This window comes from Nocardia sp. NPDC057227, from assembly GCF_042669725.1.
GTDB lineage: Bacteria > Actinomycetota > Actinomycetes > Mycobacteriales > Mycobacteriaceae > Nocardia > Nocardia asteroides_A.
Map to the genome: position 1 here is coordinate 118,393 of NZ_JBHUXA010000018.1, position 26,298 is coordinate 144,690.

Sequence of the window (26,298 nt, forward strand, 5' to 3'; positions counted from 1 at the left end):
GGCCAACGAACTGAACCTACCGTGGTCAGCATTGCCAGTGGCAGGACGACCAACCCGCCCTTGTCGAGTCGACACCGACCAGTTCGATCACAAGAGCTAGAACGTGGCACGGGAGTTAGATCCGTCCGATTCTGCAAGGATGGGGGAAACAGTCTTGCCGATGGACGAGGGGATGAACCATTGGCAAGCGACACATCCGGAGGGAAATATTGACAAGCACGCCGCCCAACAGCACTGTTCCGATGCAGGTTCGCCAGGTCGAGAGCGAACTACGCCGGATCTATCTTGACGGCGGGCTGCTCGACATCAGCGATCTCGACGGCCGTCCGCCCGCCGAGGTGACGCCGCGGGCGCTATCTCGCGCGCTCGCCGCTCAAGCGGTACGGATCGTGACCGGGTTCAGCCATGCTGATGCCGCGCTCACGGTCATCGACGGCGAATCCGATCAGGGCATCGACGCGATTGCCGTGGTGGAGGGCTCGCACCCACACATCTACCTTGTCCAGGCGAAGTGGAGCAAGGACGGTCGCGCGAAGGGCGACCGCCAGGCGGTTCTTGAGTTACTGGGCGGACTTCGGCTCATCGATGACGGTGACTTCACACCGTTCAACCCGCGCGGTCGACTCCTCGCCGAACGCGCCAACAATGTAATGACGAGCCAAACCGTCCCTGTCACTCAGGTCGCGGTTCTGATGCGCCCTGACGATGTCGGTGACGGTTTCATGGCAGCACTGGACACCGGAGAACGGGAGTTCAACAAGTACGGTGAGCGTCTCGACCATCACATCATCCTTGCTGGAGACGTGTGGGCTTCGATCCGCCAGGATCAGAGTCCGCCGCCAGTAAATCTTGAGGTCGAGATGTTCCCCTGGTTCGAGATCGGCTCGCCTCACCCTTCCTTCCAGGGGGTAGTCAATGCGGAGGATGTCGCGCAGTGGGTGGAAAGCGGCTCCGACCTGTTCAACCAGAACATCCGCAATCCTCTGGGGCGCACCCCGATCAACAATGAATTACAGAGGACGCTCATCGAGGAACCCGCGAACTTCTGGTACTTCAACAACGGGGTGACAGTGCTGTGCGAGTCGGTGGAACGCACGAACCGCTCGATGCGATCGCCGCAAAATCGCCCGCTGGCACTGACTCTGCATAGCGCAAGCGTGGTCAACGGCGCGCAGACCGTGAAGTCCATCGCCGAAGCACTCGCAGTGAACAAGGTCGCGGCCGAGGCACAGGTGGGGGTTCGCATCATCGTCACCGGCCAGTCAGCGGAATTCGCTAAACGCACGACGCAGACGACAAATCGACAGAATCGCGTGGAAGCACGCGATTTCATAGCGCTCGATCCCGTCCAAGCATCGATCATGGCTGAGATGCGTGCTGAACTCAGCCTTGAGTACGGAGTACGTCGTAGCGCGCTTGAGCCCTCGGGCGACACTGGATGCTCGGTTGTCGAAGCGGCGCACGCATTGGCCTGTGCACATCCGGACAGCCAGTACGCGGCCCGCATCGCCACCACCTCGGACGGCTTGTGGGAACGCGGCCCTCAGGGGATCTACGATGTGCTATTTCGTCCTCAGCCCGGTGCCTACACGTTGTGGAATGCCGTTCTGGTGCTGCGTGAGGTTCAACGCGAACTGCACAAACTGCAGAATCGACTCGAACGACGCTGCGTTGTATTGATGGATCACGGGAGGTATCTGCTCACCCACCTGGTGCTTCGCACACTCGACAGCGAAGGCTTCCACGAGCCCGATTTGGAGCTGGCGTGGGCTGAACGTGCTCGCAAGCAGATTCCAGATCTGTTGCGCGACCTAGTCCCGCGAGTCGCGGCGACGATCGACGAACACATCGGAGAGCGCGCTCGCCTGTCAGTGGTCTGCTCCGACGTGAGTCAGTGCCGCGACATCTCTGAGCGAATTCTGCACGATGCCGCCGCCACTCCGGCAGCCACCACCCAGAAGTACCTTAAGACCACAAAACGCCGCCCACGCCGGCGACCGAACGCGGTGACAGTACTTGTCGACAAGGCAGTGCTGGCCGAGGGTGAGCCGCTGGAGCTCTCTAAAGACTTCCCGGTGGAGACGGCAGCGCTAGCCGATTGGCTGGCGGAAGATCCGCGGCGCGGCATGGCCTCGTGGGTTCCGCATCGCCAACGCCCAATTCTATGGGCGGCGGATGGCACTCAGTACTCGCCTTCGGGGCTTATCTCCCATATGTGGGAACTGGCGCAGTGGGAGAAGCGACCGGCGGCAAATCAAGGCACTACTCGGTGGACGACCACGTCCGGCGAGTCGCTCGCCGATCTGGCGTGGCGGGAACTAAAGGCGCTGGAAGGCGAGGAAGAAGAGGTTCCTGGCGAGCCGTGAGAGTTTGTGCGCTTGAGAGGTTCCGACGACTACACGAGGTTTGGTGCGGCCCGACAAGCTTGTGTCGATCGCCGCGCCTTCGCCTCGCCGCACCTGTGCCAGTCCGGCTTCGGATTCAGACCCGCGCCGGTCGTTATGGCGCTTGTTTAGCTCACTCAAGGAAAAAGCGGTCCCCCACCCGTGACGATTTAAAGCCGTCCCTTTCGCGTGACGGTTCACTCATCCATTATGGACGGCCCAGAGGCGCGACCGCCACGAACGACAACGGATCGCGCCCCGTGGGCTCAACCGACCAAAACGAGTTGTGCTCTGCGGTCATGTCCAGGACTCCGCTGCCAGCGGCGCCTTGTTCAGTTCGTCACGACGGACGCGCCAGTCCGGTATGAAGTTGTCCATCAAGGCAACAAAGCGCTCACCGTGGCCGCGCTCGAGGAGGTGCGTCAGTTCGTGAACAACAATGTACTCCAAGCACCGCGGGTTCTTCTTCGCGAGCTCGGGGTTGAGCCAGATCGTGCCGGAGTGCGTTACGCACGTCCCCCACTTGGTCTTCATTCGCCGGACAACGACCTTCTCCGCCTCAACGCCGATGATCGGTTGCCACTTGGCCAACAGGGCGGACACAGCCGCCTTGAGCTCGCGACGGTACCAGCGATCCAATGTGGAGTAACGACCTGCGGCGTCGGTGCCTTCCGGCGTCACCACCCAAAGCGTCCTGCCCTTGGGCTCAACGCTGTAGTGGCCGCTCGTGCGGGAGACATCGAGCTGGTAGCGGTGTCCCCACACGTAGTGGGTTTCGCCCGAGAGCATCTCTCGCGTCGATTGGCGTTCGGCCCTCCGGAGCTGCTCGCGCTGGCGCTTGATCCAGGGAAGCCGCTGGACGATGGCGAGCCGAATTGAATCCTCATCGGTGCGCTTCGGTGCCGCCACTCGCACGCGGCCGACCGGCGGGTATACCGAGATGTGCAGGTTCTTGATGTCCTTGTAGATAACGTCGACACCGAGACCGGCGACAGTGAGATAGACGCTAGCGGTACTCATTGTGCTCCTTGAGCCGGTCAATCAGGCGCCTTATGCTCTCTGCGTTGAAACCACCGGGCAGAACCTTGCGCAGTTCACGAGCCAACGCACGCTCCTTCATCGGATTGCCAGCCCAGCCGTGTTCCTTAACGCTCTGAACCTGCTGGTAGATCTGCTTTACATCAACATCGCCGTCGGACCAGTCGAAGTCGTAAAGGGCCCGCCGAGCTGCGGTATCGGCCCAAGCCGGATAAGCTGCCCCGTCCTCGGATTCGCCCTTGCCGACCTTCTCGGCGTGCTCAAGGAGTTTGGTGAGGTAGTCAGCGTACTCGACCGCATCCTGACGTTGCTGCTCGATGATGGCGTCGAGCAGCAACGACATGCGATCGAAGTACTTCGGGTTCATCGCCCGCTCATCTACAATGGTCTTGCGGACGTTGTTGATGATCGTCTCGGCAACCGCTTCCGGGTTCTTCTTGATGCCGTCGGGCAGCATGTCGATCGCATCGGCACCGCGTTCTACGATGAGCTGGACGAGACCCCTGTCGATCGTGGCGACATGTTCGACTGGGTCGGCCTGGATGTAGGTGTCCAGGAGTGCGCGCATGCCCGCTTCGAACTGCTTTATGTCGATGTTCTCGCCAGCGCCGACCTCGACCTCGTTCTTGACCGCCACGTAGTGCGCGACCTCGTCTTTGATCGCCCTCGCCTCGGCGGCGGTATAGCCAGCCCGATCCATATCGTTGGCAACTGCTGCATACGCGCGGACCAGTGCTGCCACGGACTTGTACAGCTCGACCCGCTTGGGCTCATTGGTCTTGATCTGGTCGGCGTCACCCGGGATGGTCGCCACGAAGTAGCGCTGGTACTCAAGCGTGCCCTTGGGCATTGCAACCGGTTCGCAGAGCGCACGAATCTTCTCCAGTACCTCGTCGAGGTCCTCTCGCTCCTGCTGGATGCGGTTCTCAAGCAGGCCATCGACGTCCTCCTTGTCGTAGCCGTCGAGAGCCTCCGAGGTGTAGTTGGTGATCGCCTTGTCGAGAGACTTGAACAAGTCGCGGTAGTCAATGACGTAACCGTAGGTCTTGTCGTCGCCGTCGAGCCGGTTCACACGACAGATGGCCTGGAACAGGCCGTGGTCGCGCATCTTCTTGTCGATGTACAGGTAGGTGGCGCTCGGCGCGTCGAAGCCGGTTAGCAGCATGTCGACCACGATCAGCAACTTCATCTGTCCGGGTTCTTCAACGAAGCGACGCTTGACATCTTTATCGAACTCATCGATGCGCAGGACAGCCTTGTCGGCGGACTCGTTGAAGTAGTCCGCGAGCATCTGACGATAGATGTCGTACTTGCGGAGTTCCTCGTTGTCACCCTCACCAGCGTCCTCCTTGGAGATCGCGGTGGCGTTGGGCACATAGCTGGAGACGATGGCAACCTTGCCCTTGAAGCCGGCTTGGACAAACAGCTCGTAGAACTTGCACGCCTGATAGACGCTGTCGCCAACGAGCATGGCATTGCCGCGCCCGGAGATCAGCCGGGGTTCGCGCTCAAAGTCCATGAGGATGTCCTGGACGATCATCTCGGCGCGAGACTTGGCCGAGACGATCTTCTTCATCGTGCCCCACTTCTTCTTGAGGCGCGCCTTGGAGAGGTCGGTGAGACCCTTGGTCTTGAGACCGAACCACTTGTCGACCTGAGCTGCTCCCTTGAGCTCCTGGTCGATATTGCGGGCCTCGTAGCGCAGGTCAAGCACGACCCCGTCGCGGACGGCCTCATCGAACTTGTAGGTGTGAACGAACGAGCCAAACGTCTCAATGCTCGTCATCTTGTCGGCCTTAAGCAGCGGCGTGCCGGTAAAGCCGATGAACATCGCATCGGGCAGGAGCTGCTTCATGGCACGGTGCATCTTGCCGCTCTGCGTGCGGTGAGCCTCATCGACGAAGACGAACAGGTTCCCCTTGGCTTTGAAATCTGCTGGGATCGTCGCGCTGAGCTGCTTGATGAGGTCCTCGGCATTCTCGTCCCGAGACGAGTCGTTATTGGATCCGCGGAACTTGTGGACCAGCGAACACATGAGCGAGGGGTGACTCTGGTTGAGCAGTCTTATCATCTCGGTCCCGGAGCCCGTGCGAGTGATCTTCTCGTTAACACCGCCGAAGACCTTCTCGATCTGCTCGTCGAGCTCGGTGCGGTCGGTAATGATGAGTACCCGCGCGTCGGTCTGGTTCCCTTGGATCCACTTGGCCAGCCAGACCATGGTCAGGCTCTTACCGGAGCCCTGCGTGTGCCAGATAATGCCGCCCTCGCGGGAACGGATGCGCTCTTGCGCGGCCTTGACGCCGAAGAACTGATTGTGTCGGGCGGTCTTCTTGACCCCGGCGTCAAAGACGATGAAGTCGTGGATGAGCTCCAGCAGCCGCTGCTTGGAGCACATCTGCATCAGGGAACGGTCGAGCGGGTTCGGCTCGTCCCCTGGCTCCTTCCACTCCAGCCAGTATTTCTCCGGTGTCTCGATGACGCCGTAGCGCAGACCCTCGACGTCGTTACCTGCGAACAGCAGTTGGACCGTCGTGAAGAATGGGCGGACAAAGTGCTGCTTCTGGTTGCCGATGTTTTGGCGAATGCCCTCGCTGAGGTGGGTGTACGAACGCTTTAGCTCTATAACGCCTAGGGCGATGCCGTTGACGTAGAGCACGATGTCAGGACGCTTGGTGTGCTCACCCTTGATGGTCACCTCTTCGGCCACTACGAAATGGTTGGCACCCGGGTTGTTCCAGTCGAGGAGCCACACCGTCTGAAAGTTCTCGCCGACGTCGCGTTTCACCTTCACGCCGTAGCGCAGGAGGTCGTAGACCTTGCGGTTCGCGTCATACAACGACTGGCCGGCACCGAGCGAGCCAGCCGTCAGGAGCTGCTGGATCGCGCGATTGACGAGCTCCTCGTCGAACCCGCGCGCCAGAAGGTTCTGACGAAGCAGTGCCTCGTCGACGTTAGAGTTGTCCTGGTCCTCAAGGTTCCCGCCGTACTCGTATCCGAGGCGGTCGCTGAAAAGCCTGACGACGCGGCTCTGCGTCTCGCGTTCCCTTTGGCCGACGTTGCTCATGAGACAGCCTCCACGCTTGCTCCATTTACCCACCGCGCCAGCACATCGAGCGATGCGTGGCGCTCAAGAGCTTCCGGCTCCGACCGCTCTTGGCTTTCCTCTTGGTTCAACGAGTTGCGGATCCCAGCTAAGAAGCAGAGATGATCCCATGTTTGGATCGCGGCCTCACAACACCAGGTCCATCGGTCATTCTTCAAACTGTTGATCGGCCATCCTGGGATGACGTGAGCAGAGACCTTCTCCGCCATCTGAGCCTGCTTGGTGATGTCCGCAGCGGACGCGGCAAGCTTATTGCGCAAGGTAACGAAGACGGCGCCGTCCGACAAGCCACTCGCGTAAGTCATCGCGGCCTGCACGATCAACTTGCCCTTCTCAGCGATGGCCCGCTCGGTCTCATGAAGCGGCCACCTCAGGCAGCCGGGTACGCCCGGTTAGCAGTTCTTGCATCATGCCCTGCTTTACATCAACCGCCTTCCTGTGGCGGAGCTCAAGCAACCGTATTTGGCCCTCGGACTCTCGCAGAACCTCGGCAATCGCCGACTGCTCATCGTAGGATGGCACCCATACCTCGATCTGCGAGAACTGTGGCCACCTTAGGCTGCCACGCCGATTCACCGAGGCGTTCGTCACCTTCGCGAATTCCTGCCGGTATTTCTCAAGCTTGAGCTGGCGCTGAAGGAAGAACGAGTTAACTCCAGCCAAGGGCCGCAAGACGACATAAATGGGGCTAACAAGACCAACATCGTACAGGTCTTGGACGCCAATCGAACCCTCCTCGACGTGGTTGGCGGGGTACCCAATATCGCCACGACGGATAATCCAATAGCCAGACAAGTCACGACTGAAAACTTGGTTCTTGAAGTAGTCAAGCGAGCGCACGAATCCGAGATGCTTCGTGCAGCTCAGCACCTCGAAGCTCGATCGATCTGCGTTGCGCTCCTTTCGTGGGGCGAGCAGCGTCTCGAGCGTAGTTCGCCGCCAGGGCGCCGAAAAGCCCGGCAGCCTCGTTGCTCCCGTCAAAAGACCCTGCATCAAACCCTTGTGAAGCTTGCGCTCTTTTTCGATCAGTCGCGCCAGCCGTGTGATTAGCTCGGTTGCGTCGTCCAAAGTTCCCACAATCGCTGCCTGCTCGGTGAGATCAGGCAGATGCAGACGAACGGTCTTGAGGTCACGCTGGCCGACGTTGGAGCGGATTTCTCCTTGCCCACGAGCAATGATCTGTTCCCTGACTTCAGCAGCGCGCAGAGCGTACTTGGCGTACCTCGAACTCATATGGCTTGTACGCGGACGTCCCCGGAACACGAAACCGCCGAACACGACCGGTTCGTCGCCGTCATAAACAGCAGTCATGCCCACTTCTTCAAGGGTTTCCGATGTCCTGTTGAAGAGGACATCGCCTCTCTTCACTTCGTATCTCGAGAGCATAGCCTTTGGGAGTGTGATGCGGCCCGGGATCTGCGATGGCGTCAGCGCCTCGTTTCGCGTCACCTCCATCACGTTCACGAACGGCACTCCCCGTCCATAGGCTGACTTGTCGGCGTTGATCCCGTTAGAGAAGTCGAACAACTCTCCGAGGGTGTAGGCCGCCCAGTCGTCAGGTGCGGTCATCCCTTGACCCCTATCATCGCGAGATGCGAAGCGACCTTTGCGCCGAGTTTCTCCACTTCATTGTCCAGCTCACCGACAGTGAACTCGTAGCGGTCTGCCAGCATCCGGAGTCGAGCAACAAGGGTCGCGCCAAGCGCTGTCACCTCGGCACCGACCCGACCGTGGACCGTGCCGCCCCATTTGTCGTCGACGACAAGCGTCTGGACGTCGTTTATCGTTAGCTTGGGGTACTGCGCCAACGTCATCGCTTCAAGTTTTGACGTCGCTTCCTTGACGACCTTGTTAGCCTCCGCCTCTGCGGTGTAGAGCTTGATCACATGCTGCAAAGCAGCGACCTCGTCCGACTCGGTACCGTCGCGCTTCGCGACTCGTAAGCGAGCAGCCACCGATGCCTTAGTGATCTTGTCGTCCTCGACGGCCTCCCAGAGCAGGCCTTCCTCGACGGCGTGTTCATCCGTGTACTCCTCGACTGCTTGGCTGGCGACCTCATGCTCGATGACGAATCTGTCGAGCTCAGCCTTCTGCTCCGGAAAGAACCGTGCGATGACGTACTCGGGGGGAATCAGGTCCATGACCCAGCGCTTGGCGGTCGCACGAGTGCCGGTGACGATGTGGGCGTCCTCGTACTTGGTCTTGTTGTTCTTGTCCTTCCAGGTGCGGGCCAGACGCGGCTTGGCAGAGCCCTCCCAACCCTCGCTTACGATGATCGCAACGTCGTCGTGCATCGAGGCGTTCCAGTAACTCATGAGCTGCTCGTACACGCCGTACTCGTTGATCAGCGGGCGCGGCCGGAAGGACTCCAGTAGCGCTTCAGAGACCTCATGGATTAGATCGCTGGCGCGGGTAGACGGCGTGATGTCGACGAGCACCTTGTGCTTGTCTGCCCACCAGGCTTCGACGGTGTCAGAGGCGCCCTTTGCAAACGCTTTATATTCGACCGATTCGGTGACCTTGCCCTGGATATCCGCTTTTTCGACGGCGAGCTCCGAGTAGCCCTCGCGGAGGGGCCTGAAGAGCTCGGCACGCAAACTCGGGAACGCGTCCCAGTACGGCTGAAGTGCGTCGAGGTCGCGGTTCGGGATACCGCCTTGCAAGTGGGCGTTCAGATCCTGAATGTCCTCAGGCTCCGAGCTGTCAATGTAGCGAGGGATATTGAGGTTATAGTCGTTCTTTGGGTCGCGGATCTCGCGCAGCGGCACCATGCGCGAGTAGCGGTGAATTTCCTTCTGATTCACGAAGGAATCGACGATCTTGTGCATGTCGCGCGGCCGGAGGCGATTCTTCGGGCCGTCCTTTTCGAAGGCCTTTGACGCGTCGATCATGAAGATACCGGTCCGCGCCTGAGCGTCCTTCTTGTCGAGTACGATTAGACAAGCCGGGATGCCCGTGCCGTAGAAGAGGTTCGAAGGCAGGCCGACGATCGCCTTGATGAGCCCACGCTTGATGAGCTCCGTGCGGATGGTGGCCTCGGCGTTCCCGCGGAAGAGCACACCGTGCGGCAGGACGACAACGCCCTTGCCGGTCGACTTGAGCGACTTGACCATGTGTAGCAGGAACGCGTAGTCGCCATTCTTGTCCGGCGGCCAGGCGTAGCCATCGAACCGACCGTAGTCCCTCTCGAAGCCGTTCTTCCAAGTCTTTGCCGAGAAGGGTGGGTTAGCGACTAGATAGTCGAAGGTCGCGAGACTCTCACCTTGACGGAATTTAGGGTCAGAAAGTGTGTTGCCCTGGACGATCTCGTGGGTCTCATTACCGTGGAGGATCATGTTCATGCGTGCGAGCGCCCAGGTGGCATTGTCGTTCTCTTGACCGTAGATGGTCAGGCCATTTGGAGCGGCGTCGGCTACCTTGATGAGTAAGGAGCCTGAGCCACAGGTCGGGTCGTAGACCGTCGTCGACTTCAGCGTGCTGGCTGGGATCTGCAGCAGTTGCGCCATCACGCGGGAGACCTCGGCAGGCGTGTAGAACTGCCCCTTGCTCTTGCCGGACTGCGTCGCGAAATGGCGCATCAGGTACTCGTAGGCGTCACCAAGCAGGTCATCTCCCTCGGCTTTGGAGCCGGAGAAGTCCATGTCCTGGAAGATGCCGATGAGGTTCGAGACCTTGTCCTGGAGGTCCTTGCCCGAGCCAAGCTTGGTCGGATCATCGAAGTCCGCGTTGTTGATGACGCCCTGTAGGTCGTTGGCCTCCGCGAGCTTGCGGATGGCGACGTTGACCTTCTCGCCGACGTCCTCCCTGCCCTTGAGCGTCACCAAGTAGTCGAAGGAACCGTCCTCGGGCACCTCGATGAGCGCATAGGGGTCGGCCTTTGCCTTGTCCGACACGTACTTCACGAAGAGGAGCGTCAGGACGTAGTCCTTATACTGGCTAGCATCCATGCTGCCGCGCAGCTCGTCAGCACTGCTCCACAGCGAGCTGTACAGATCCGACTTCTTCAGCGCCAATGCCCACCTCGAGCCCTCGTGCGCGCCCGACGGCGCGGCCCCTGCTATTGCTCTGACTACACGCGAGCGGCCCCTCAGTTGGAGTCGGAGCCGCAGGCTAGACCATAGCCGCCGGGTCCGACAGATCGCGCCCCGAGGCACGCGCCGTGCCCTCGACATCGCACAGATTGCGCCACAGCCGGCCCACCCGGATCCTCTGCGGCGGGTCCGGCAGGCCCAAGTCCCGCAGGCGTCACGGGACGAGCAGGGAAGCGCCACGCTACAAACTGAACTCACTTTTGCACGCGATCGGCCCGACACGCGAATGCGCGAAAATCGCCGACGGTCCCGTTCCCTTCTTTGGCGTGTCTCGCCTAAAGCCTGTCCCGTAAGCCGTTGTGGCGCAGCGGTAATCTGCTGTCGTGGCGGTGATCTCGGCGTCTGACCCGGTGATGGTGGAGCTGTTCAGCGGACTGCAACCGCGCAAGTTCGCCCGCCTGATCACCGCGCTGCGGCGCGAGGGCGCCGACCGCCCGCTGCGTGGCCGGCCCTGGACGCTGTGTTTCGAGGACCGGGTGCTGCTGGTGGCGTGCTACTGGCGCACGAACCTGACGATGCGCCAGCTCGCAGCGGTGTTCGGGACTTCGAAGTCGGCGGCGGCCCGGGTGATCGACGACCTCGGGCCCGCCCTGACGGTACGACCGCGGACCCGCTTCCCACGGGGGACGGTGCTGATTGTGGACGGCACCTAGGGCTACCCGAACAAGGAAACGGCGGCCGACCCACGCACGCAGGCTCACGGTGATTAGATTGAGTAACTACCCTTGGCGACCAGTCGATTTCTGTTGCCTATGGTTGACTCGTCCTGCCGAAGGAGTAAACCTGCGATACGCGGTCGTCGGCTGGACATTGAATTGGATGCGCCCCGAGCGAACCCGCCCACTTGCCTCAATTAGCGCACGTTCACAAGGGATTACAGTTACCGATCAAATTGTAGACAACCTAGTTACCGCCGTAGCAACACGCTCGTCGGTGGCGGTGAGCGCCACCCGGACATACTGTGTTCCGGCAGGTCCATAGAAGTCGCCGGGGGCAGCGAGAATGCCGAGGTCGGCCAAAGCGTCCAGGGTGACGCGGGCGGGTTCGGCGCGGGTCGCCCAGATGTAGAGGCCAGCTTCTGAGTGGTCGATGCGGAAACCCGCGCTTTCCAGCGCCCCTCGTAGGACTTCGCGGCGGGCGCGGTAGCGCTCGCGCTGCCGCGCTTCGTGGGCGTCGTCGCCGAGGGTGGCCGTCATGGCGGCCTGAATCGGGAACGGCACGATCATGCCGGAGTGCTTGCGCACCTCGAGCAGTTCAGCGACCAGCTCGGGATCGCCTGCGACGAACCCGGCCCGGTAGCTGGCAAGGTTCGAGGTCTTGGAGAGGGAGTGCACGGCCAGCAGGCCGGTGAAGTCGCCATCGCAGACCTCGGGGTCGAGCAGAGAAGGGGCTCGACCTTCCCAGGTGAGGCCCAGGTAGCACTCGTCGGAGGCGACGATGGCCCCGCGTTCGTGGGCGAAGGAGACGACCTTGCGGAGGTGGTCGACACCGAGCACCTTGCCGGTGGGGTTCGACGGGGAGTTGATGAAGATCAGCGCCGGATTCCGCGGCCCGATCTGGGTCAGAGAGTCAGCGCGAAGGATCTCGCAGCCAGCCAGAAGCCCGCCGACCTCGTACGTCGGGTACGCGATCTCGGGAATGACCATCAGGTCACCAGCACCGAGACCGAGAAGCCGAGGCAACCCGGCGATGAGTTCCTTGGTACCGATCACCGGCAGAACAGCAGCCGGGGACAACCCAGTAATGCCATACCGACGTTTCAACGCCTCCACCGCAGCAGCCCGCAACTCGGGCGTCCCGTGGGTAGTCGGATATCCAGGAACCTCGGAAACCGAAGCCAGCGCGTCCCGGATGAGCGGGTCCACCGGATCCACCGGCGTCCCGACGGACAGATCGACAATGCCATCGGGATGCGCGGCAGCACGAGCCTTGGCGTCGGCGATGGTGTCCCAGGGGAAATCGGGGAGCAGGCTGCTCACCCGGGTACGCGCGGGCACGGTCATTCACCCATCGGCGGCAGCGCCTTGATGAACGGCGGATCGGACTCGACCAGCCCGACCTTCGTCGCCCCACCCGGCGACCCCAGCTCATCGAAGAAGTCGACGTTGGCATTGATGTACCCGGACCACTGATCCGGAGTGTCGTCCTCGTAGAAGATCGCCTCGACCGGGCAGACCGGTTCACACGCACCGCAGTCGACGCATTCGTCGGGATGGATGTACAGCATCCGGCCGCCCTCGTAGATGCAGTCGACGGGGCACTCCTCGATGCAGGCCTTGTCCTTCACATCGACGCACGGTTCCGCGATGATGTACGTCACTGCCGCTCTCCTAAGTCTTCCTACTGGGGAAATCTCGCCCGTACCAGTATCCCGGCAGGCTGAACGCTCCTCGTGGTGAGCCTGCCCTAACTCGGCCGCTCAGCCGACCGACAGCGGCAGTGCTGCGGGGCGGTGCGGTGGGACGCCGTAGACGGTGGTGCGTTCGCGGACCGGTCGGCCGATGCCTTCGCCGATCTCGATGAGCTCGGCGACGGTCTTCGCCGAGCCGTGCTGGGAGCCGGCCATGCGGGAGATGGTCTCCTCCATCAGGGTGCCGCCGAGGTCGTTGGCTCCGCCGTTCAACATGACGCGGGTACCCGCGGTTCCGAGTTTCACCCAGCTGGTCTGGATGTTGTCGATGCGGCCGTGCAGCATGATGCGGGCCAGGGCGTGGGCTGCCCGGTTGTCGCGGACGGTGGGGCCGGGGCGGGCGGCGCCTGCCAGGTAGAGGGGGGCGCTTTGGTGGACGAAAGGCAACAGGACGAATTCGGTGAAACCGCCGGTTTCGTCCTGGATTCCGCGGAGCACGTTCAGGTGGCCGACCCAGTGTTTCGGGTTGTCGACGTGGCCGTACATCATGGTCGAGCTGGAGCGGAGGCCGACCTGGTGGGCGGTGGTGATGACCTCGATCCAGGCGGAGGCGGGGAGTTTGCCCTTGGTGAGGACCCAGCGGACCTCGTCGTCCAGGATCTCGGCGGCGGTGCCGGGGATGGTGTCGAGGCCGGCCTCCTTCAAGGCCACCAGCCAGTCGCGGATGCTCTGGCCGCCGCGGGAGGCGCCGTTCACGATCTCCATGGGGCTGAAGGCGTGGACGTGCATGTCGGGGATGCGCTTCTTCACGGCGCGGACCAGGTCGGCGTAGCCGGTAACCGGCAGGTCCGGGTCGATGCCGCCCTGCATGCAGACCTCGGTGGCGCCGTCGACCCACGCCTCCCAGGCGCGGTCGGCGACCTCGTCGGTGCTTAGGGTGAAGGCGTCGGCGTCGCCCTTGCGCTGGGCGAAGGCGCAGAAGCGGCAGCCGGTGTAGCAGATATTGGTGAAGTTGATATTGCGGTTCACGACGTAGGTGACGTCGTCGCCGTTGGTATCGCGGCGGAGCTGGTCGGCGAGGGTGGTGACGGCTTCCAGGTCGGGGCCCTCGGCGGTGGCCAGGGCCAGGTACTGGTCGTCGGTCAGGCCGGCGGGGTCGGCTTCGGCGGCGCGCAACGCTGCGAGGACGTCGGTGCCGAGGCGCTGGGGGGCGACGGCGAGCCCGGCGGCGTGTTCGCGGATGGTGTCCCAGTCGCCGAAGGCGCCGACCAGGTCCTGGTCGAGGCCCGAGTCGCTGCGGGATTCGGTATTGCGGCCCTCGGTGTCGATGGCGGTGTTCAGGTCGACTCGGCCGGTGGAGTCCCAGGACTCGTCCGGTTCCTGCCAGGGGCGGCCGATGACCTCGGCGTCGGGGTTCGCGAGGCCGGTGGCAGGGTCGGTGAGGGCGGCGACGTGGACCGCGATCCTCGGGTCGGTCCACGGGTTGCCCGCGCGGACGTACCTGGGGTGCGCGGAGGTGCGTTCGACCAGCTCGAAGCCGGATTCCGCGGTGATCTCGCGGAGGGTGTCGAGGTTGGGCCAGGGGCGCTCGGGGTTGACGTGGTCGGGGGTGAGCGGGGAGACGCCGCCCCAGTCGTCGATGCCTGCGTCCAGCAGGTCGCGGCACTCCTGGGCGGAGACCAGGTTGGGCGGGGCCTGCACGTGCACGTCGGGGCCGAGGAGCAGGCGGGTGACGGCGATGGTGGCGCGGAATTCCTCGAGGCTCGCGTCGGGGGTGTCGCGCATGGCGGTGTCCGGCTTGGCGCGGAAGTTCTGCACGATCACCTCCTGGATGTGGCCGAACTCCTTGTGCTGCTTGCGGATCGCCATGATGGAGTCGGCGCGCTCGGGGATGGTCTCGCCGATGCCGATCAGGATGCCGGTGGTGAACGGGACCGAGAGGCGGCCCGCGTCCGTGAGGACGCGCAGGCGGACGGCCGGGTCCTTGTCGGGGCTGCCGTAGTGGGCCTGGCCCTTTTCGGTGAAGAGGCGGGTGCTGGTGGTCTCCAGCATCATGCCCATGGATTGCGCGACCGGCTTGAGGCGGGAGATCTCGGCCCAGCTCATGACGCCGGGGTTCAGGTGCGGGAGGAGTCCCGTCTCCTCCAGGACCAGGATGGAGACGGCTCGGAGGTAGTCGAGGGTGGAGTCGTAGCCGCGCTCGTCCAGCCACTGGGCGGCCTCGGGCCAGCGGGCCTCGGGGCGGTCGCCGAGGGTGAAGAGGGCTTCCTTGCAGCCCAGTTCGGCGCCGCGGCGGGCGATCTCCAGGACCTCGTCGGGTTCCAGGAACATGCCCTTGCCCTCGGCGCGGAGCTTGCCCGGCACGGTGACGAAGGTGCAGTAGTGGCATTTGTCCCGGCACAGGTGGGTGAGCGGGATGAAGACGTTGCGGGAGTAGCTGATGGTTTTCGGGCGGCCCGCGGACTCCAGGCCGGCGTCGCGGACGCGGGCGGCGCTGGTGGTCAGGTCGAGCAGGTCGTCGCCGCGGGCATGGAGGAGAACCGCGGCCTCGTCGACGTTCAGGGTCACCCCGTCGCGGGCCCGGCGCAGCGCCCGGCGCATGGCCGAGGCCGTGGGCGGGGCGGGCGGGACGGCGGGGTTCGGAAGGTCGGTCACGTCCTCGATCATGCGCTACCCATCCCGAGCTGTCTCCTCCGTGTCGTCGACACACGAGTGCTTCCGGGTGGCAACCCGGGGAACCGGCGCGGGTATTCCCCGTGCCCTTTCGTGCCACCATGGGGCCATGACGCCGAACCTGCCCGGCTCGGCCGGGGACGGGCCGGGGGCGCGCATGTCGCCCGCCGGGGATCCGACCGTTCCGCCCGCGGGGCATGACGCCGGGAACGAAGGAGAGGCGTCCGGCGGCGCCGGGTTCTTCGGCGGGGCCGGGCGTGGAACCAGGACGATCCTTGCCGATCCGGCATGGCGGCCGGACCCTCGGGCACAGCTGCTGTGGGGTACCGAGCTGGTGTTGAGCTGGCTGCTGCCCGTGATCGGGTTCGCGGTGTGGGTGGTGCTGGACGACGGGCGGCGCGGGTTGCAGGCGGTCGTCGGGACCGTGCTGGTGATTCTCGTCGTGGCGACGGTGGCGGTGATTCCGGTGTGGCGGTACGCGGTGCATCGGTGGGAGATCACCGACGAGGCCGTGTACACGCGGGTGGGGTGGTTGACGCAGGAGAGCCGGGTGGCGCCGATCTCGCGGGTGCAGACGGTGGATATCGAGCGGGGGCCGCTGGATCGGGCGTTCGGGCTGGCGACGGTGACGGTGACGACGGCGTCCTCGGCGGGGGCGGTGCCGATCGCGGGGCTGGACCTGCCGGTGGCGGAGGACGCGGTGGCGCGGTTGACGCGGATCGCTGCCCTGCACCGCGGGGATGCCACGTGAATCCGTGGCAGCGGTTGAACCGGCGGATGCTGCTGGTGCATCCGGTGAACGAGGTGATCAAGTACGTTCCGGTGCTGATCGGGTCGGTGATTCTCGGGGCGAGCAGTGGGAATCACGCGTGGAGTCTGATTCCGACCGGGATCGTGGTGGTGCTCGCGTTGAGCCGGTGGTTCACGACCACGTATCGGGTGGGGCCGACGCATGTGGAGTTGCGGACGGGGTTGATTCAGCGGCGGAGTCTGTCGGTGCCGCGGTCGCGGATCAGGTCGGTGGATATCGAGGCCGACCTGCTGCATCGGGCGCTGGGGTTGGCGGTGCTCGCCATCGGGACCGGGCAGCAGGCCGAGGCCGGGGAGCGGTTCAAGTTGGACGCGCTGGATGCGCGGGTGGTGCCGGGGTTGCGGGCCGAGTTGCTGGCGCACACCGGGGCCGACGTATCCGGGCCGGGACCGCAGGAGGCCGAGGTCGGGGGGCGGGAGATCGGGCACTGGCGGGCGAGGTGGGTGCGGTATGCGCCGCTGTCGCTGACCGGGTTCGCGATCGTGGCGCCGGTGGTGGGGTTCGGGTTCCAGTACGGGTTCGGGGAGAAGGTGTTCCGGTCGGCGGCGCACGGGGTCGGGGGCGGGAACGTCGTGCTCGGGGTGGCGGGGCTGGTGCTGCTGGTGGTGCTGGTCGTGAGTGTGGCGTCGTGTGCGCAGTACCTGGCGACGTACTACGGGCTGCGGGTGCTGGACGACGGGCGGACGCTGCACCTGCGGCACGGGTTCTTCACGACCAGGCAGATCACGCTCGATCTGGCGCGGTTCCGCGGGGCGACGGTGAAGGAGCCGCTGCTGCTGCGGTTGGCGGGGGCCGCGGAGCTCGAGGCGATCATGACCGGGGAGAACCCGCGGCAGCGGATTCTGCCGCAGGCGCCGGAGGGGGCTGTGCATCACACGTTGGCGCATGTGCTCACGCCTGCGGCGCGGAGGGTCGGGGCGCATGCGCCGGTGCTGGTTCCGGGGGAACCGGGAGATTTCGCAGGGGTGGGCGCGGCCTCCGTCGCCACAGAGAAGGGTGAGGTCGGCGTGGCGCCGAGCGGGGGCGGGCAGGGGGCGGATTCCATTGAGCGGGTGCTCATCGATCCGCCGGATTTCGGCTCCCCCGCAGGCGCACCCGGGTCCGAGACGGATTTCGGCTCCCCCGCGGGCACACCCGGGTCCGGGGCGGAATTCGACGCACCCGCGGGCGGACCCGCGTCCGGGGCGGCGCCTCCCGGCACTGCTCCTGCCGCCGCTGAAGCGCCCGGGTCGGTGGTGCTGGTTTCGCACGGCGGGGCGGCGCGGTATCGGCGGTACACCCGGGCGGTGGGTCCGGCTGCGGCGACCGCGCTGGTTCCGCTCGTGGCGAGCCTTGCCGGGGTGCGCTACTCCCCCTGGTGGTGGCTGATTCCGGCCGCGCTGACGGTCGTGGCGATCGCGCTGGCCGAGGACAGGTACCGGGGGCTCGGGCACGCGGTGCTGCCCGAGACGCCGCTCGCGCCGACCTGGCTGGTCACCCGCTCCGGCTCACTGGACCGGGAGCGCGACTGCCTGGCCGCGCCGGGTGTGCTCGGCTGGACCATCCGGCAGACGTTCTTCCAGCGCCGGGCCGGGCTGGCCACACTGGTGGCCGCGACGGGCGCGGGCAAGAAGCGCTACCTGGTGCTCGACGTGCCGGTGGCCCGCACGCACGAGATCATCGAGCAGGTCACGCCGGGACTGGCGGGAACGCGTCAGGTGCGGGCGACGTAGATCATCGGCGGGATCAGCCCGCAGAAGAGCAACAGCAATGTCTGCCAGTTGCTGCCGAGCAGCACGTCCCCACCGGGGCCGGAGGTGGCGCAGATCAGGAACCCGAGCGTCCACACCAGCAGCGGGAGCAGCCGCAAACCGGCCCGGTCACTGACCGTGCCCGCCGCGTACACCAGCCCGACGTTCACCGCCCCCGCGACCAGCGCGGATATCGGAAACGCCACCGCACCCAGGTAGGTGGGCAGATACAAGACCTCGAGCACCAGCGTCAGCAGCGCGTCGACGGCGAGCACCACCAGGATGATCGGGGCGAGAGCCGCGTAGAGCGGTCTGGTGTCCGAGGTCACGGAACCGGCGGGAACCCGAGCAGCTCGAGCAGGTGGCTCTGCATGTCGACGAAGGCGTAGAGCGCCGACATGTACATCTCGTGCTGGTGCGCCCCGTTCGGCCGCAGGGTGTCGACGAACGCGATGATGGCGTTCTGGAGGTCCCAGTTGTACATGGGCGAAGTCTATGCCCCGGTGGCGCCGGTCACGCCGGGCCAGGTACCGGTTCGGCGGAATCCGGGAACTCGGCGATTCCGGCGAACAGGTCGTCCTCGCGGCCGTCCGGGCCGACCGCGCCGAGTTCGCCGCGGACCAGCACGAAGTGCTCCTCCGGCAGCACCGGCTGGGCGACGCCGTTGGAGAGCGCGAACTCGCGGCCCGATGGCGCGACGGTGACCTGGGTGGCGTGCGCGCGCAGCGCGGCCCGCTTGGCGGCCAGCTCCTCGGCGACGTCGATCGCGGTGCTGACCGTGCTGCCCGGCACGCCGGGCAGCTCGTCCTCGGCGGGGAGCCGCCAGCCCTGCGGCAGCCTGCCGGGCAGTCCTTCGACGGTGCGTCTGGCCAGCGCGGTGGTGTGCTGGCGGAGCAGGTCGGCGTCGGTGACGGTCCAGTAGAACTTGGGCACGTCCCAGCCCTGCTCGGCAGCCGCGGCCACGGCGGCGGTGGTGATCTCGTGCGCGCGGATGTGGTCGGGGTGGCCGTAGCCGCCGTGCGGGTCGTAGCTGACGACCACGCGGGGCCTGCGCTCCAGCAGTTCGGCGGTGAGCGCCTCCACGGCCGCTTGCCCGGAGTGGATGAAGGCGCGCGGATTCGACGCGGAGGGGGTGCCCGCCATGCCGGAATCACGCCAGTGACCCGCACCCCCGAGAAACACCGGCGGCCCCGCGTCCAGCGCGGCGAGCGCGCGAGTCAGCTCGAGAATGCGATACCCGCCGAGCTGGTCGGCGTGCTCGGCGGTGAGCTGAGCCCAGCGCTCGCCGATCACCTCGCCCTCCTCACCGAGCGTGCAGGTGATCACGGCGACCGGAATGCCCCGCCTGCGGTAGTGCGCGATGGTGCCGCCGGTGGTGATGGTCTCGTCGTCCGGGTGCGCGTGCACCAGCAGCAGCCCGCCGGTGGCGATCACGGGAGCCGCCGCCACATCGCGGCGTCGCCGAAGATGCCGACCTGGATGGCGCCGCTCAGCGAGGCGCCGTCCACGCGCGGGCCCGCGGCGGCGACGACGTTGTCCTGCATGATCGGCAGCACGGTGTTGAGCGCCCAGAGCTTGGGTTCGGCGTCGGCGAGCACCGCGGCGACGTCGATGCCGCGCAGTGCCGTCTCGATGGCGGGCTGCAGGGTCGGGTCGCAGACGCCGGAGAGGTTGCTTGGCGCCTGCCTGGCGGCCTCGACGTCGGCGGGCTCGTCCTCGCCGTCGCCGAGCTGCGGGCGCGGCGGCGGGCAGCCGTAGCGGGAGGCGAGCACGGTGGCCGGATCGGAGCCGGCGACCTCCCAGCCCACGATGACGTCGATATTGCCGTCGATGAGCTCCCTGCCGTACAGCTCGTCGGCGGGGAGGCTGCGCACGGTGGCGTCGATGCCGGCGCTGCGCAGCTGGTCGGCGGCGGTATTGGCGACCGCGAGGGTGCTCGCGTCCTGCTGCACCGCGCCGATCCGGACGGTGAGCGCCCTGCCGTTCTTGCCGACGGTGCGCGGCTGCGGCGCGGGCGAGGTGACCGAGGTGTTCGGCGGCGGCTCGGGGGCCCGGCCGAACCCGGCCTCGGCGAGCATGGCGAAAGCCTGCTCGGGGCTCGGGCGGGGCGGGGCGGTCGGGACGTAGCCGGGGTCGGAGGGGGACAGGATCTGCGCCTTGGCCGGTTCGTACCAGTCGCCGGTCTGCGCGCCGACGGTGGCGAGCAGCGTCGGGTCGAGCAGCGCGAGCACGGCGGCGCGCACCCGGGGATCGCCGAGATCGCCGGAGCGGCTGTTCAGCACCATCTGCATGACCCGGGACTGCGGCATGATGCCGGTCCGCACCGACGGGATGGCGGCGAGCTGGGCGCGGGTCGCGACGCCGCCGTGCACCAGCGCCATCTGGGTGTCGTTGGTGCGCAGCGATCCGGCCAGCTGGGCGGGGGTGCCGCCGCGGCGCAGCAGGATCTGGTCCGGCACCGCGGGCGTGCCCCAGTAGCGGTCGTTGCGCTCCAGCAGGATCTCCTCGCGGCCGGTGTCGGCCGAGCGGATGCCGAACGGCCCTCCGGAGACCCTGACCCCGTTGACCTCGCCGTTCATCCCGCGCTCGAAGCCGCCGGGGGCGTCCTTGAGCAGGTGCGAGGGCAGCAGGTTGGTGAAGAGTTCGCGCCAGGCGGGGTAGGGCTGGGTGAGCGTGACGGTGACGGTCTTGCCACCCGCCGACGACTCCACGTCCTCGATCAGCCGGTAGCCTGCCGGGTCGGTGACGCCGGGCTGGGAGATCATCTCCTGCCACAGGTAGCGGAAGTCCTCGGCCGCGATCGGGGCGCCGTCCGACCAGGACGCCTCGTTGCGCAGCTTGTAGGTGATGGTGAAGGGTTCCTGCGCGGAGATGTCCGCGGCGATGACCAGCGCGGAGTCCGGCACCCAGTCGGTCGCGCCGGGCGCGGCCAGGCTCGGGATCGGCCGGAACGGGCTGGGCAGCACCATGGAGGCGATGGCCGAGGTGGCCTGCGACTGGTCGGCCCGCAGGTGCGGGTTGAAGGCGCTGCCGATGCTGTCCAGCGCCACCACGACCGTGGTGGCGGCCGGCTTCACCGGGGTGGTCTGCGGGCTGTTGGTGCTCTCGATCGGCGGCGGCGGGTTCGCCGCGCAGCCGCCGACCAGCACCACGAGGGCAGCCAGGGAGAGCGCGGTACGCGCCGCTCCCCGGTGCCCGACCCGCGCACGACGGCGTGCGCGCTTGCTCCCACCCATCAACACGACCCGGACTCTACTGCGCGGCGGCCCGATCCCGAGCCTTGCGCCGGGACAGCTCGCGACCCCGCTCGGTGGCGCCGAGAGTGACCTTGCGCACCCGGACCACCTCGGGGGTGACCTCGACGCACTCGTCGCCCGCGCAGAACTCCATCGCGGCCTCCAGGTCCAGCTGCAGCGGCTTGGCGAGGGTCTCGAACACATCCGCGGTGGAGCTGCGCATATTGGTCAGCTTCTTCTCGCGGGTGACGTTGATGTCGAGGTCCTCGGCGCGCGGATTGATCCCGACCACCATGCCCTCGTACGTGTCGGCACCCGGCTCGACGAAGAACTGCCCGCGGTCGCCGAGCTGGATCATGGCGAACGGGGTGACGCTGCCCGCGCGGTCGGAGACCAGCGAGCCGGTGTGCCGCGCCCGGATCTCCCCCGCCCACGGCGCGTAGCCGTGCGCGACGGCGTTGGCGATGCCGGTGCCTCGGGTCTCGGTGAGGAAGTCGGTGCGGAAGCCGATCAGGCCGCGCGAGGGGACGATGAACTCCATCCGCACCCAGCCCGCGGAGTGGTTGGTCATCTGCACCATCTTGCCCTTGCGGGCGGCGAGCAGCTGCGTGATCGCGCCCAGGTACTGCTCCGGCGCGTCCACGGTGAGCTCCTCGAAGGGCTCGTGCACCTTGCCGTCGACGATCCTGGTGACCACCTGCGGCTTGCCGACGGTGAGCTCGAAGCCCTCCCGGCGCATCTGCTCGACCAGGATGGCCAGCGCCAGCTCGCCGCGGCCCTGCACCTCCCAGGCGTCCGGGCGGCCGATGTCGAGCACCCGCAGCGAGACGTTGCCGACCAGCTCCTGATCGAGCCGCGACTTCACCATGCGGGCGGTGAGCTTGTGCCCCTGCACCCGGCCGACCAGCGGCGAGGTGTTGGTGCCGATGGTCACCGAGATGGCGGGCTCGTCGACGGTGATCCGGGGCAGCGCCACCGGGTTCTCCGAGTCGGCGAGGGTGTCGCCGATCATGATCTCCGGGATGCCCGCGATGGCGACGATGTCGCCCGCGACCGCGCGCTCGCCGGGGGTGCGCTCGACGCCGATGGTCTGCAGCAGCTCGGTGATGCGCACCTGCTTGACGCCGTCGGCGTGCATCCAGGCCACGGTGGAGCCCTTGACCAGCTCACCGCTGTAGATGCGGACCAGCGCGAGCCTGCCGAGGAAGGCGGAGGCGTCGAGGTTGGTGACGTGCGCCTGCAGCGGGCCGGCCGGGTCGCCCTTCGGCGCCGGGATGTACTCGAGCAGGACGTCGAAGAGCGCGTCCAGGTTCTCCGCGGAGGGGGCGTTGCCGTTCTCCGGGCGCTCCTTGCTCGCCTTGCCCTCGCGGCCGGAGGCGTAGAGCACCGGCAGGTCGAGCGCCAGCTCGGCGGCCTCGGCGGCGGCGTCGTCCAGGTCGGAGGCGAGGTCGAGGAGCAGGTCGTGGCTCTCCTCGACGACCTCCTCGATCCTGGCGTCCGGGCGGTCGGTCTTGTTGACCACCAGGATCACCGGCAGCGAGGCGGCGAGCGCCTTGCGCAGCACGAACCTGGTCTGCGGCAGCGGCCCCTCGGAGGCGTCGACCAGCAGCACGACGCCGTCGACCATGGAGAGGCCGCGCTCGACCTCACCACCGAAGTCGGCGTGGCCGGGGGTGTCGATGACATTGATGACGGTGACGGAGCCGTCCGGGTGGTGCCGATGCACCGCGGTGTTCTTGGCGAGAATGGTGATGCCCTTCTCGCGCTCGAGATCACCGGAGTCCATCACTCGATCGACCGGCTCGGCGCGTTCGGCGAACGCCCCCGACTGCCGGAGCATGGCGTCGACCAGGGTCGTCTTGCCGTGGTCGACGTGGGCCACGATGGCGACGTTGCGAAAATCGCGTGCAGACGACACGCCTGATCCTCCTGCTGTTGATGTGCGGTGCCGGCCGTCGCGTGGAAAATATGGGCGAGGACAGAACTCGCCGGGCGCACGACCGCATCACACACTACCGGCAGGTCGCTTCGGACCCACGGTCGCGTGCGGGGTGTTCTCGCGCACGCAAAGTTAGGCTAAGCTAACCAACGTGGGCATCAAGGCGGAGAAGGTTTCCACGTTGAAACCGAAGAAGAAGTGCTGTCGCAAGAAGACGCGCTGCGTGAAGTGCCCCGTGGTCGTCATGCGGATGAAGAAGCTGGAAGCAGCGGGCGTCTGCGGCAAGGACCTGAAGAAGGGGCTCAAGGCCGCGCGCGCCGCGTAGCTTCGCTCCGCTCGAACGGGTACCCAGGCTGTATGGGTACGCCACTGCTGACCGATTCCGAGATCACCGAGGCACTGTCCGAGCTGGACGGCTGGTCCCGCGAAGGTGACGCGATCACCCGCGCGATCGAGGCCGAGTCCTTCCTGGCAGGCATCGATCTGGTGCGCCGGGTGGCCGAGGCCGCCGAGCGCGCCGATCACCACCCCGACATCGATATCCGGTGGCGCACCGTCACCTACACCCTCAGCACGCACTCCGCGGGCGGGCTCACGGCACAGGACGTGGCGCTGGCTCGGGAGATAGATCGGCTGGCTCGCTCCGGCGGCTGAGCCGCCCCGAGCGGATGATCCACAGGTAGGTGGCCACCGCGCCGATCACATCGACGGCGCCGAGCCAGGAGAGCACGGCGGGGCGCGGGATGGTCCAGATGGAGTCCTGGGCGAAGGACAGGATCCATGGCACCCCGATCAGGGTGGTCACCAGCCAGTAACCGGCCAGGATCCGCGCTCCCGCCGCCTGCCGTAGCGGGCCGTACAGCAGCCAGAGCACCGTCGGCACCAGCCACACCCAGTGGTGCGACCACGAGATCGGCGAGACCAGCAACCCGAAGATCTGCACCACGATCAGGGTGCCGAGCAGGTCGTCCGGGGCCAGCGCACGCCAGGCGAGGAAGGCGAGCACCGCCGCGATCAGCACCGCCACGATCCACACCGGGCCGCTCTGCACGTCGTGCCCGAGCAGCCGGCTGAGCGTGCCGCGCAGTGACTGATTCCACACCGATCCCACCGGGCCGATCCGGTCCGCGTCGCCGAGCAGCGTGGTGAAGTAGCGCCGCGCGTCGGCCGGGGCCACCAGAAAACTGAGCCCGACGGTCGCGGCGAAGACCACCGCCGAGAAGACCGCGGCGAGCCAGCGCTTGCGCGCGACGAAGTACAGCCCGGTGATGGCCGGGGTCAGCTTGATCCCCGCGATCAGCCCGACCAGCCCGCCGGAGACCCACCACCGATTGCTGCGCACCGCGAGCATCGCGCCGAGCACCAGGAAGACGTTGACCTGGCCGTAGTCGATGGTGGTTCGCACCGGCTCGGTCCACATCCCGATCGCCGTCCACCAGATCGCCGCGGTACGCCATCCGGGTTCCGCCGCGGCCTCCTTACCGAGCAGCAGTTCGAAGCTGATCCGGATCACGGCGTAGAGCCCGGCCACGATGGCCAGCAGCCAGCCCACCGCGACCAGGGTGAACGGCAGGTAGTGCAGCGGGAGGAAGACCATCGCCGCGAACGGCGGGTAGGTGAAGGGCAGCGGGAAGTCGGGGGTCTTCTCCGAGTAGGTGAAGTCGTAGAGGGTGTCGTTCAGCAGCCCGGCCGAGCCGTCCACGTAGACGTGCAGGTCGACGACGTTCATCCCGTTCGGGACGACGAGCAGCCAGGTCAGCCGAGCGAGCAGGGAGAGGCCCAGTACCGCGACCGCCCAGCGCGGGTGTCGATTCACATCGCGAGCTTTCGAACTGGCCGCGGCGGGACCCGGCGCGACGGCGGAAAGGGCTGCTCCACCTTAGCGGGAGCGGAATCGGCGCGGCGTCCCAGGCCCGACCTCGTCCCGCAGTAACATAAGTCACACTGTCAACTCCGGTAACAGACGCTCGAGTGTCCCATCCAGCACTGGCACAGCTCGACGCGCGCATCGGGGCGGTGGCGCTGTACACACGGCGACGTTGTCCCTAAAGTGACCCCGACACGATGGCGTTCTCGCCTTCGCGTCCCCCGATGTACCCGAAGGTAAGGACGGCTAGCCCAGTGCTTCGCACCCGATCGCGGATCGCCCTTTCCGCCCTCGCCCTCACGGCGAGCGCCACTCTGGCCGTGCCCGCCACCTCGGTGGCCGCCCCGGCGCCGACGGCGACCGCGGCCGGCTACAGCGTGCCGATGGTTCCCGAAGGCGTCCCGGTGGACGCGCTCGCCGCCCTCGCCCCTGCCATCGCGGGCGCCATCGCCGGTCCGGCGGATATCGCCGCGGGCCCGCAGGCCGCCATCCTCGACCAGGCAAAGGCTCTGTTGGCCAGCCTGAACCTGCCCCCGCAGATCCGCTCGACGCTGGAGCGGATCATCACGTTCCTGGACGGCAGCGGCGGCGGCGGACCGGAGATCCCCGGCGACGGCCCGGTCATCGCGCAGTTCCTCTACCCCTCGATCGGCAAGGGCTGCATCAGCGCCTCGGCCGATTCGATCGGCACCGCGCTCGCGGTTCCGGGCCCGGCCCAGCTGCCGCCGCCCGGCCCGGCCTCGGGCCAGACCGGCTTCGTCTTCACCGCGCTCGGCACCAAGGAGCCGACCGAGGTGCAGAACCCGCCGTTCACCGTGCAGTGGCTGAACCTGGACACCAGGCAGTCCGGCGTGCAGGTGCTGACCAACGAGGCGAAGATCAACCCGGGTGGCCCGGCCACGCTCTCGGCGATCGCCGACACCGGCCGCGGCCGGGTCGCCGCCGTGGTCTCCGGTTCGCTGACCACCCAGGCCGACGCGGAGTCGGAGCCGCGCACCTGCTCCTTCCTGCCGACGCTCGGATTCTTCAGCGTCGCCTGATATTTCCCGCCAGGACGGCGCCCCGCGAGCCACGCT

20 protein-coding genes and 1 pseudogene are annotated in these 26,298 nt (G+C 66.2%); 7 read left to right on the forward strand and 14 right to left on the reverse strand.

All coding sequences use genetic code 11. From position 1 onward, the window contains the following. The first annotated feature begins 242 nt into the window (after positions 1-242). The gene (locus ACFUJ1_RS23805) at positions 243-2,366 is read left to right on the forward strand and encodes an AIPR family protein (protein ID WP_378648914.1); all 2,124 of its coding nucleotides are present in this window, start codon (positions 243-245) and stop codon (positions 2,364-2,366) included. A 315-nt stretch (positions 2,367-2,681) separates the two neighbouring features. Here ACFUJ1_RS23805 and ACFUJ1_RS23810 read toward each other — a convergent pair whose 3' ends face one another. From ACFUJ1_RS23810 to ACFUJ1_RS23830, 5 genes are read right to left on the reverse strand one after another with little or no spacing between them, the layout of a single operon-like run. Next, positions 2,682-3,404, reverse strand: a complete 723-nt coding sequence (locus tag ACFUJ1_RS23810; RefSeq protein ID WP_378648916.1) for a M48 family metallopeptidase — start codon at positions 3,402-3,404, stop codon at positions 2,682-2,684. Beyond that, a complete protein-coding gene (locus ACFUJ1_RS23815) occupies positions 3,391-6,486 on the reverse strand; it encodes a type I restriction endonuclease subunit R (protein WP_378648918.1) in 3,096 nt (1,031 codons plus the stop codon). The genes ACFUJ1_RS23810 and ACFUJ1_RS23815 overlap by 14 nt, the downstream gene beginning before the upstream one ends. After that, positions 6,483-6,848, reverse strand: a complete 366-nt coding sequence (locus ACFUJ1_RS23820; RefSeq protein WP_378648920.1) for a hypothetical protein — start codon at positions 6,846-6,848, stop codon at positions 6,483-6,485. The genes ACFUJ1_RS23815 and ACFUJ1_RS23820 overlap by 4 nt, the downstream gene beginning before the upstream one ends. Positions 6,849-6,879: 31 nt before the next feature. Further along, entirely contained in the window at positions 6,880-8,094 is a 1,215-nt protein-coding gene (locus ACFUJ1_RS23825) for a restriction endonuclease subunit S (protein WP_378648921.1), read from the reverse strand. Then, positions 8,091-10,538, reverse strand: a complete 2,448-nt coding sequence (locus ACFUJ1_RS23830; protein ID WP_378648923.1) for a type I restriction-modification system subunit M — start codon at positions 10,536-10,538, stop codon at positions 8,091-8,093. The genes ACFUJ1_RS23825 and ACFUJ1_RS23830 overlap by 4 nt, the downstream gene beginning before the upstream one ends. 431 nt (positions 10,539-10,969) lie before the next feature. Between ACFUJ1_RS23830 and ACFUJ1_RS23835 the strand changes: the two are divergent. Continuing rightward, positions 10,970-11,266, forward strand: a pseudogene (locus tag ACFUJ1_RS23835) (transposase family protein); the annotation flags it as partial. A gap of 237 nt (positions 11,267-11,503) precedes the next feature. Here ACFUJ1_RS23835 and dapC read toward each other — a convergent pair. From dapC to ACFUJ1_RS23850, 3 genes are all read right to left on the reverse strand, one after another. Then, positions 11,504-12,619, reverse strand: coding sequence for a succinyldiaminopimelate transaminase (gene dapC / locus ACFUJ1_RS23840; protein ID WP_378648925.1), 1,116 nt, complete (start codon positions 12,617-12,619; stop codon positions 11,504-11,506). Then, a complete protein-coding gene (gene fdxA, locus ACFUJ1_RS23845) occupies positions 12,616-12,936 on the reverse strand; it encodes a ferredoxin (RefSeq protein ID WP_378610418.1) in 321 nt (106 codons plus the stop codon). Before fdxA ends, dapC begins: the two co-directional genes overlap by 4 nt. A 99-nt stretch (positions 12,937-13,035) precedes the next feature. Continuing rightward, the gene (locus tag ACFUJ1_RS23850) at positions 13,036-15,633 is read right to left on the reverse strand and encodes a bifunctional FO biosynthesis protein CofGH (protein ID WP_378648927.1); all 2,598 of its coding nucleotides are present in this window, start codon (positions 15,631-15,633) and stop codon (positions 13,036-13,038) included. A gap of 277 nt (positions 15,634-15,910) precedes the next feature. Between ACFUJ1_RS23850 and ACFUJ1_RS23855 the strand changes: the two genes are divergently transcribed. Together ACFUJ1_RS23855 and ACFUJ1_RS23860 are read left to right on the forward strand one after the other, a co-directional pair. Then, a complete protein-coding gene (locus tag ACFUJ1_RS23855) occupies positions 15,911-16,390 on the forward strand; it encodes a PH domain-containing protein (protein WP_378648949.1) in 480 nt (159 codons plus the stop codon). A gap of 26 nt (positions 16,391-16,416) precedes the next feature. Continuing rightward, positions 16,417-18,162 (forward strand): PH domain-containing protein, encoded by a 1,746-nt coding sequence (locus ACFUJ1_RS23860; protein WP_378648951.1) that lies wholly within the window; start codon positions 16,417-16,419, stop codon positions 18,160-18,162. Here the strand turns inward: ACFUJ1_RS23860 and ACFUJ1_RS23865 are convergent. From ACFUJ1_RS23865 to typA, 5 genes are read right to left on the reverse strand one after another with little or no spacing between them, the layout of a single operon-like run. Continuing rightward, positions 18,144-18,509, reverse strand: a complete 366-nt coding sequence (locus ACFUJ1_RS23865) for a hypothetical protein (RefSeq protein WP_378648929.1) — start codon at positions 18,507-18,509, stop codon at positions 18,144-18,146. The genes ACFUJ1_RS23860 and ACFUJ1_RS23865 overlap by 19 nt on opposite strands. Continuing rightward, positions 18,506-18,664 carry a hypothetical protein gene (locus ACFUJ1_RS23870; RefSeq protein WP_378610414.1) on the reverse strand — a complete coding sequence of 53 codons (159 nt, stop codon included), beginning with the start codon at positions 18,662-18,664 and terminating at the stop codon, positions 18,506-18,508. The genes ACFUJ1_RS23865 and ACFUJ1_RS23870 overlap by 4 nt, the downstream gene beginning before the upstream one ends. Positions 18,665-18,693: 29 nt before the next feature. Then, positions 18,694-19,611, reverse strand: a complete 918-nt coding sequence (gene mshB, locus ACFUJ1_RS23875; protein WP_378648953.1) for an N-acetyl-1-D-myo-inositol-2-amino-2-deoxy-alpha-D-glucopyranoside deacetylase — start codon at positions 19,609-19,611, stop codon at positions 18,694-18,696. After that, entirely contained in the window at positions 19,611-21,416 is a 1,806-nt protein-coding gene (locus ACFUJ1_RS23880; RefSeq protein ID WP_378648956.1) for an ABC transporter family substrate-binding protein, read from the reverse strand. Before ACFUJ1_RS23880 ends, mshB begins: the two co-directional genes overlap by 1 nt. Before the next feature lie 16 nt (positions 21,417-21,432). Next, positions 21,433-23,334: a translational GTPase TypA gene (gene typA, locus ACFUJ1_RS23885; protein WP_378648931.1), complete on the reverse strand. Its 1,902-nt coding sequence runs from the start codon at positions 23,332-23,334 to the stop codon at positions 21,433-21,435. A 172-nt stretch (positions 23,335-23,506) separates the two neighbouring features. On the opposite strand from typA, the gene ACFUJ1_RS23890 reads away from it, so the two are divergent. Further along, positions 23,507-23,680, forward strand: coding sequence for a hypothetical protein (locus tag ACFUJ1_RS23890; RefSeq protein WP_233020323.1), 174 nt, complete (start codon positions 23,507-23,509; stop codon positions 23,678-23,680). A 32-nt stretch (positions 23,681-23,712) separates the two neighbouring features. After that, on the forward strand, positions 23,713-24,009 hold the full coding sequence (locus ACFUJ1_RS23895; protein WP_378610411.1) for a 4a-hydroxytetrahydrobiopterin dehydratase: 297 nt from the start codon (positions 23,713-23,715) through the stop codon (positions 24,007-24,009). Here the strand turns inward: ACFUJ1_RS23895 and ACFUJ1_RS23900 are convergent. Continuing rightward, complete coding sequence (locus tag ACFUJ1_RS23900; protein WP_378648933.1) at positions 23,948-25,171, reverse strand: mannosyltransferase; 1,224 nt, start codon at positions 25,169-25,171, stop codon at positions 23,948-23,950. The two genes, ACFUJ1_RS23895 and ACFUJ1_RS23900, sit on opposite strands and share 62 nt — an antisense overlap. Before the next feature lie 305 nt (positions 25,172-25,476). Here ACFUJ1_RS23900 and ACFUJ1_RS23905 point away from each other — a divergent pair, with 305 nt between their 5' ends. After that, the gene (locus ACFUJ1_RS23905; RefSeq protein ID WP_378648935.1) at positions 25,477-26,262 is read left to right on the forward strand and encodes a hypothetical protein; all 786 of its coding nucleotides are present in this window, start codon (positions 25,477-25,479) and stop codon (positions 26,260-26,262) included. Positions 26,263-26,298 lie beyond the last annotated feature (36 nt).

What these genes read in the sequence shown, in the direction of transcription:
- ACFUJ1_RS23805 (WP_378648914.1), top strand. Translation starts at nt 243, where the DNA reads ATGCAGGTTCGCCAGGTCGAGAGCGAACTACGCCGGATCTATCTTGAC.
- ACFUJ1_RS23810 (WP_378648916.1), bottom strand. Translation starts at nt 3,404, where the DNA reads ATGAGTACCGCTAGCGTCTATCTCACTGTCGCCGGTCTCGGTGTCGAC.
- ACFUJ1_RS23815 (WP_378648918.1), bottom strand. Translation starts at nt 6,486, where the DNA reads ATGAGCAACGTCGGCCAAAGGGAACGCGAGACGCAGAGCCGCGTCGTC.
- ACFUJ1_RS23825 (WP_378648921.1), bottom strand. Translation starts at nt 8,094, where the DNA reads ATGACCGCACCTGACGACTGGGCGGCCTACACCCTCGGAGAGTTGTTC.
- dapC (WP_378648925.1), bottom strand. Translation starts at nt 12,619, where the DNA reads ATGACCGTGCCCGCGCGTACCCGGGTGAGCAGCCTGCTCCCCGATTTC.
- ACFUJ1_RS23850 (WP_378648927.1), bottom strand. Translation starts at nt 15,633, where the DNA reads ATGATCGAGGACGTGACCGACCTTCCGAACCCCGCCGTCCCGCCCGCC.
- ACFUJ1_RS23860 (WP_378648951.1), top strand. Translation starts at nt 16,417, where the DNA reads ATGCTGCTGGTGCATCCGGTGAACGAGGTGATCAAGTACGTTCCGGTG.
- ACFUJ1_RS23870 (WP_378610414.1), bottom strand. Translation starts at nt 18,664, where the DNA reads ATGTACAACTGGGACCTCCAGAACGCCATCATCGCGTTCGTCGACACC.
- ACFUJ1_RS23880 (WP_378648956.1), bottom strand. Translation starts at nt 21,416, where the DNA reads ATGGGTGGGAGCAAGCGCGCACGCCGTCGTGCGCGGGTCGGGCACCGG.
- ACFUJ1_RS23895 (WP_378610411.1), top strand. Translation starts at nt 23,713, where the DNA reads ATGGGTACGCCACTGCTGACCGATTCCGAGATCACCGAGGCACTGTCC.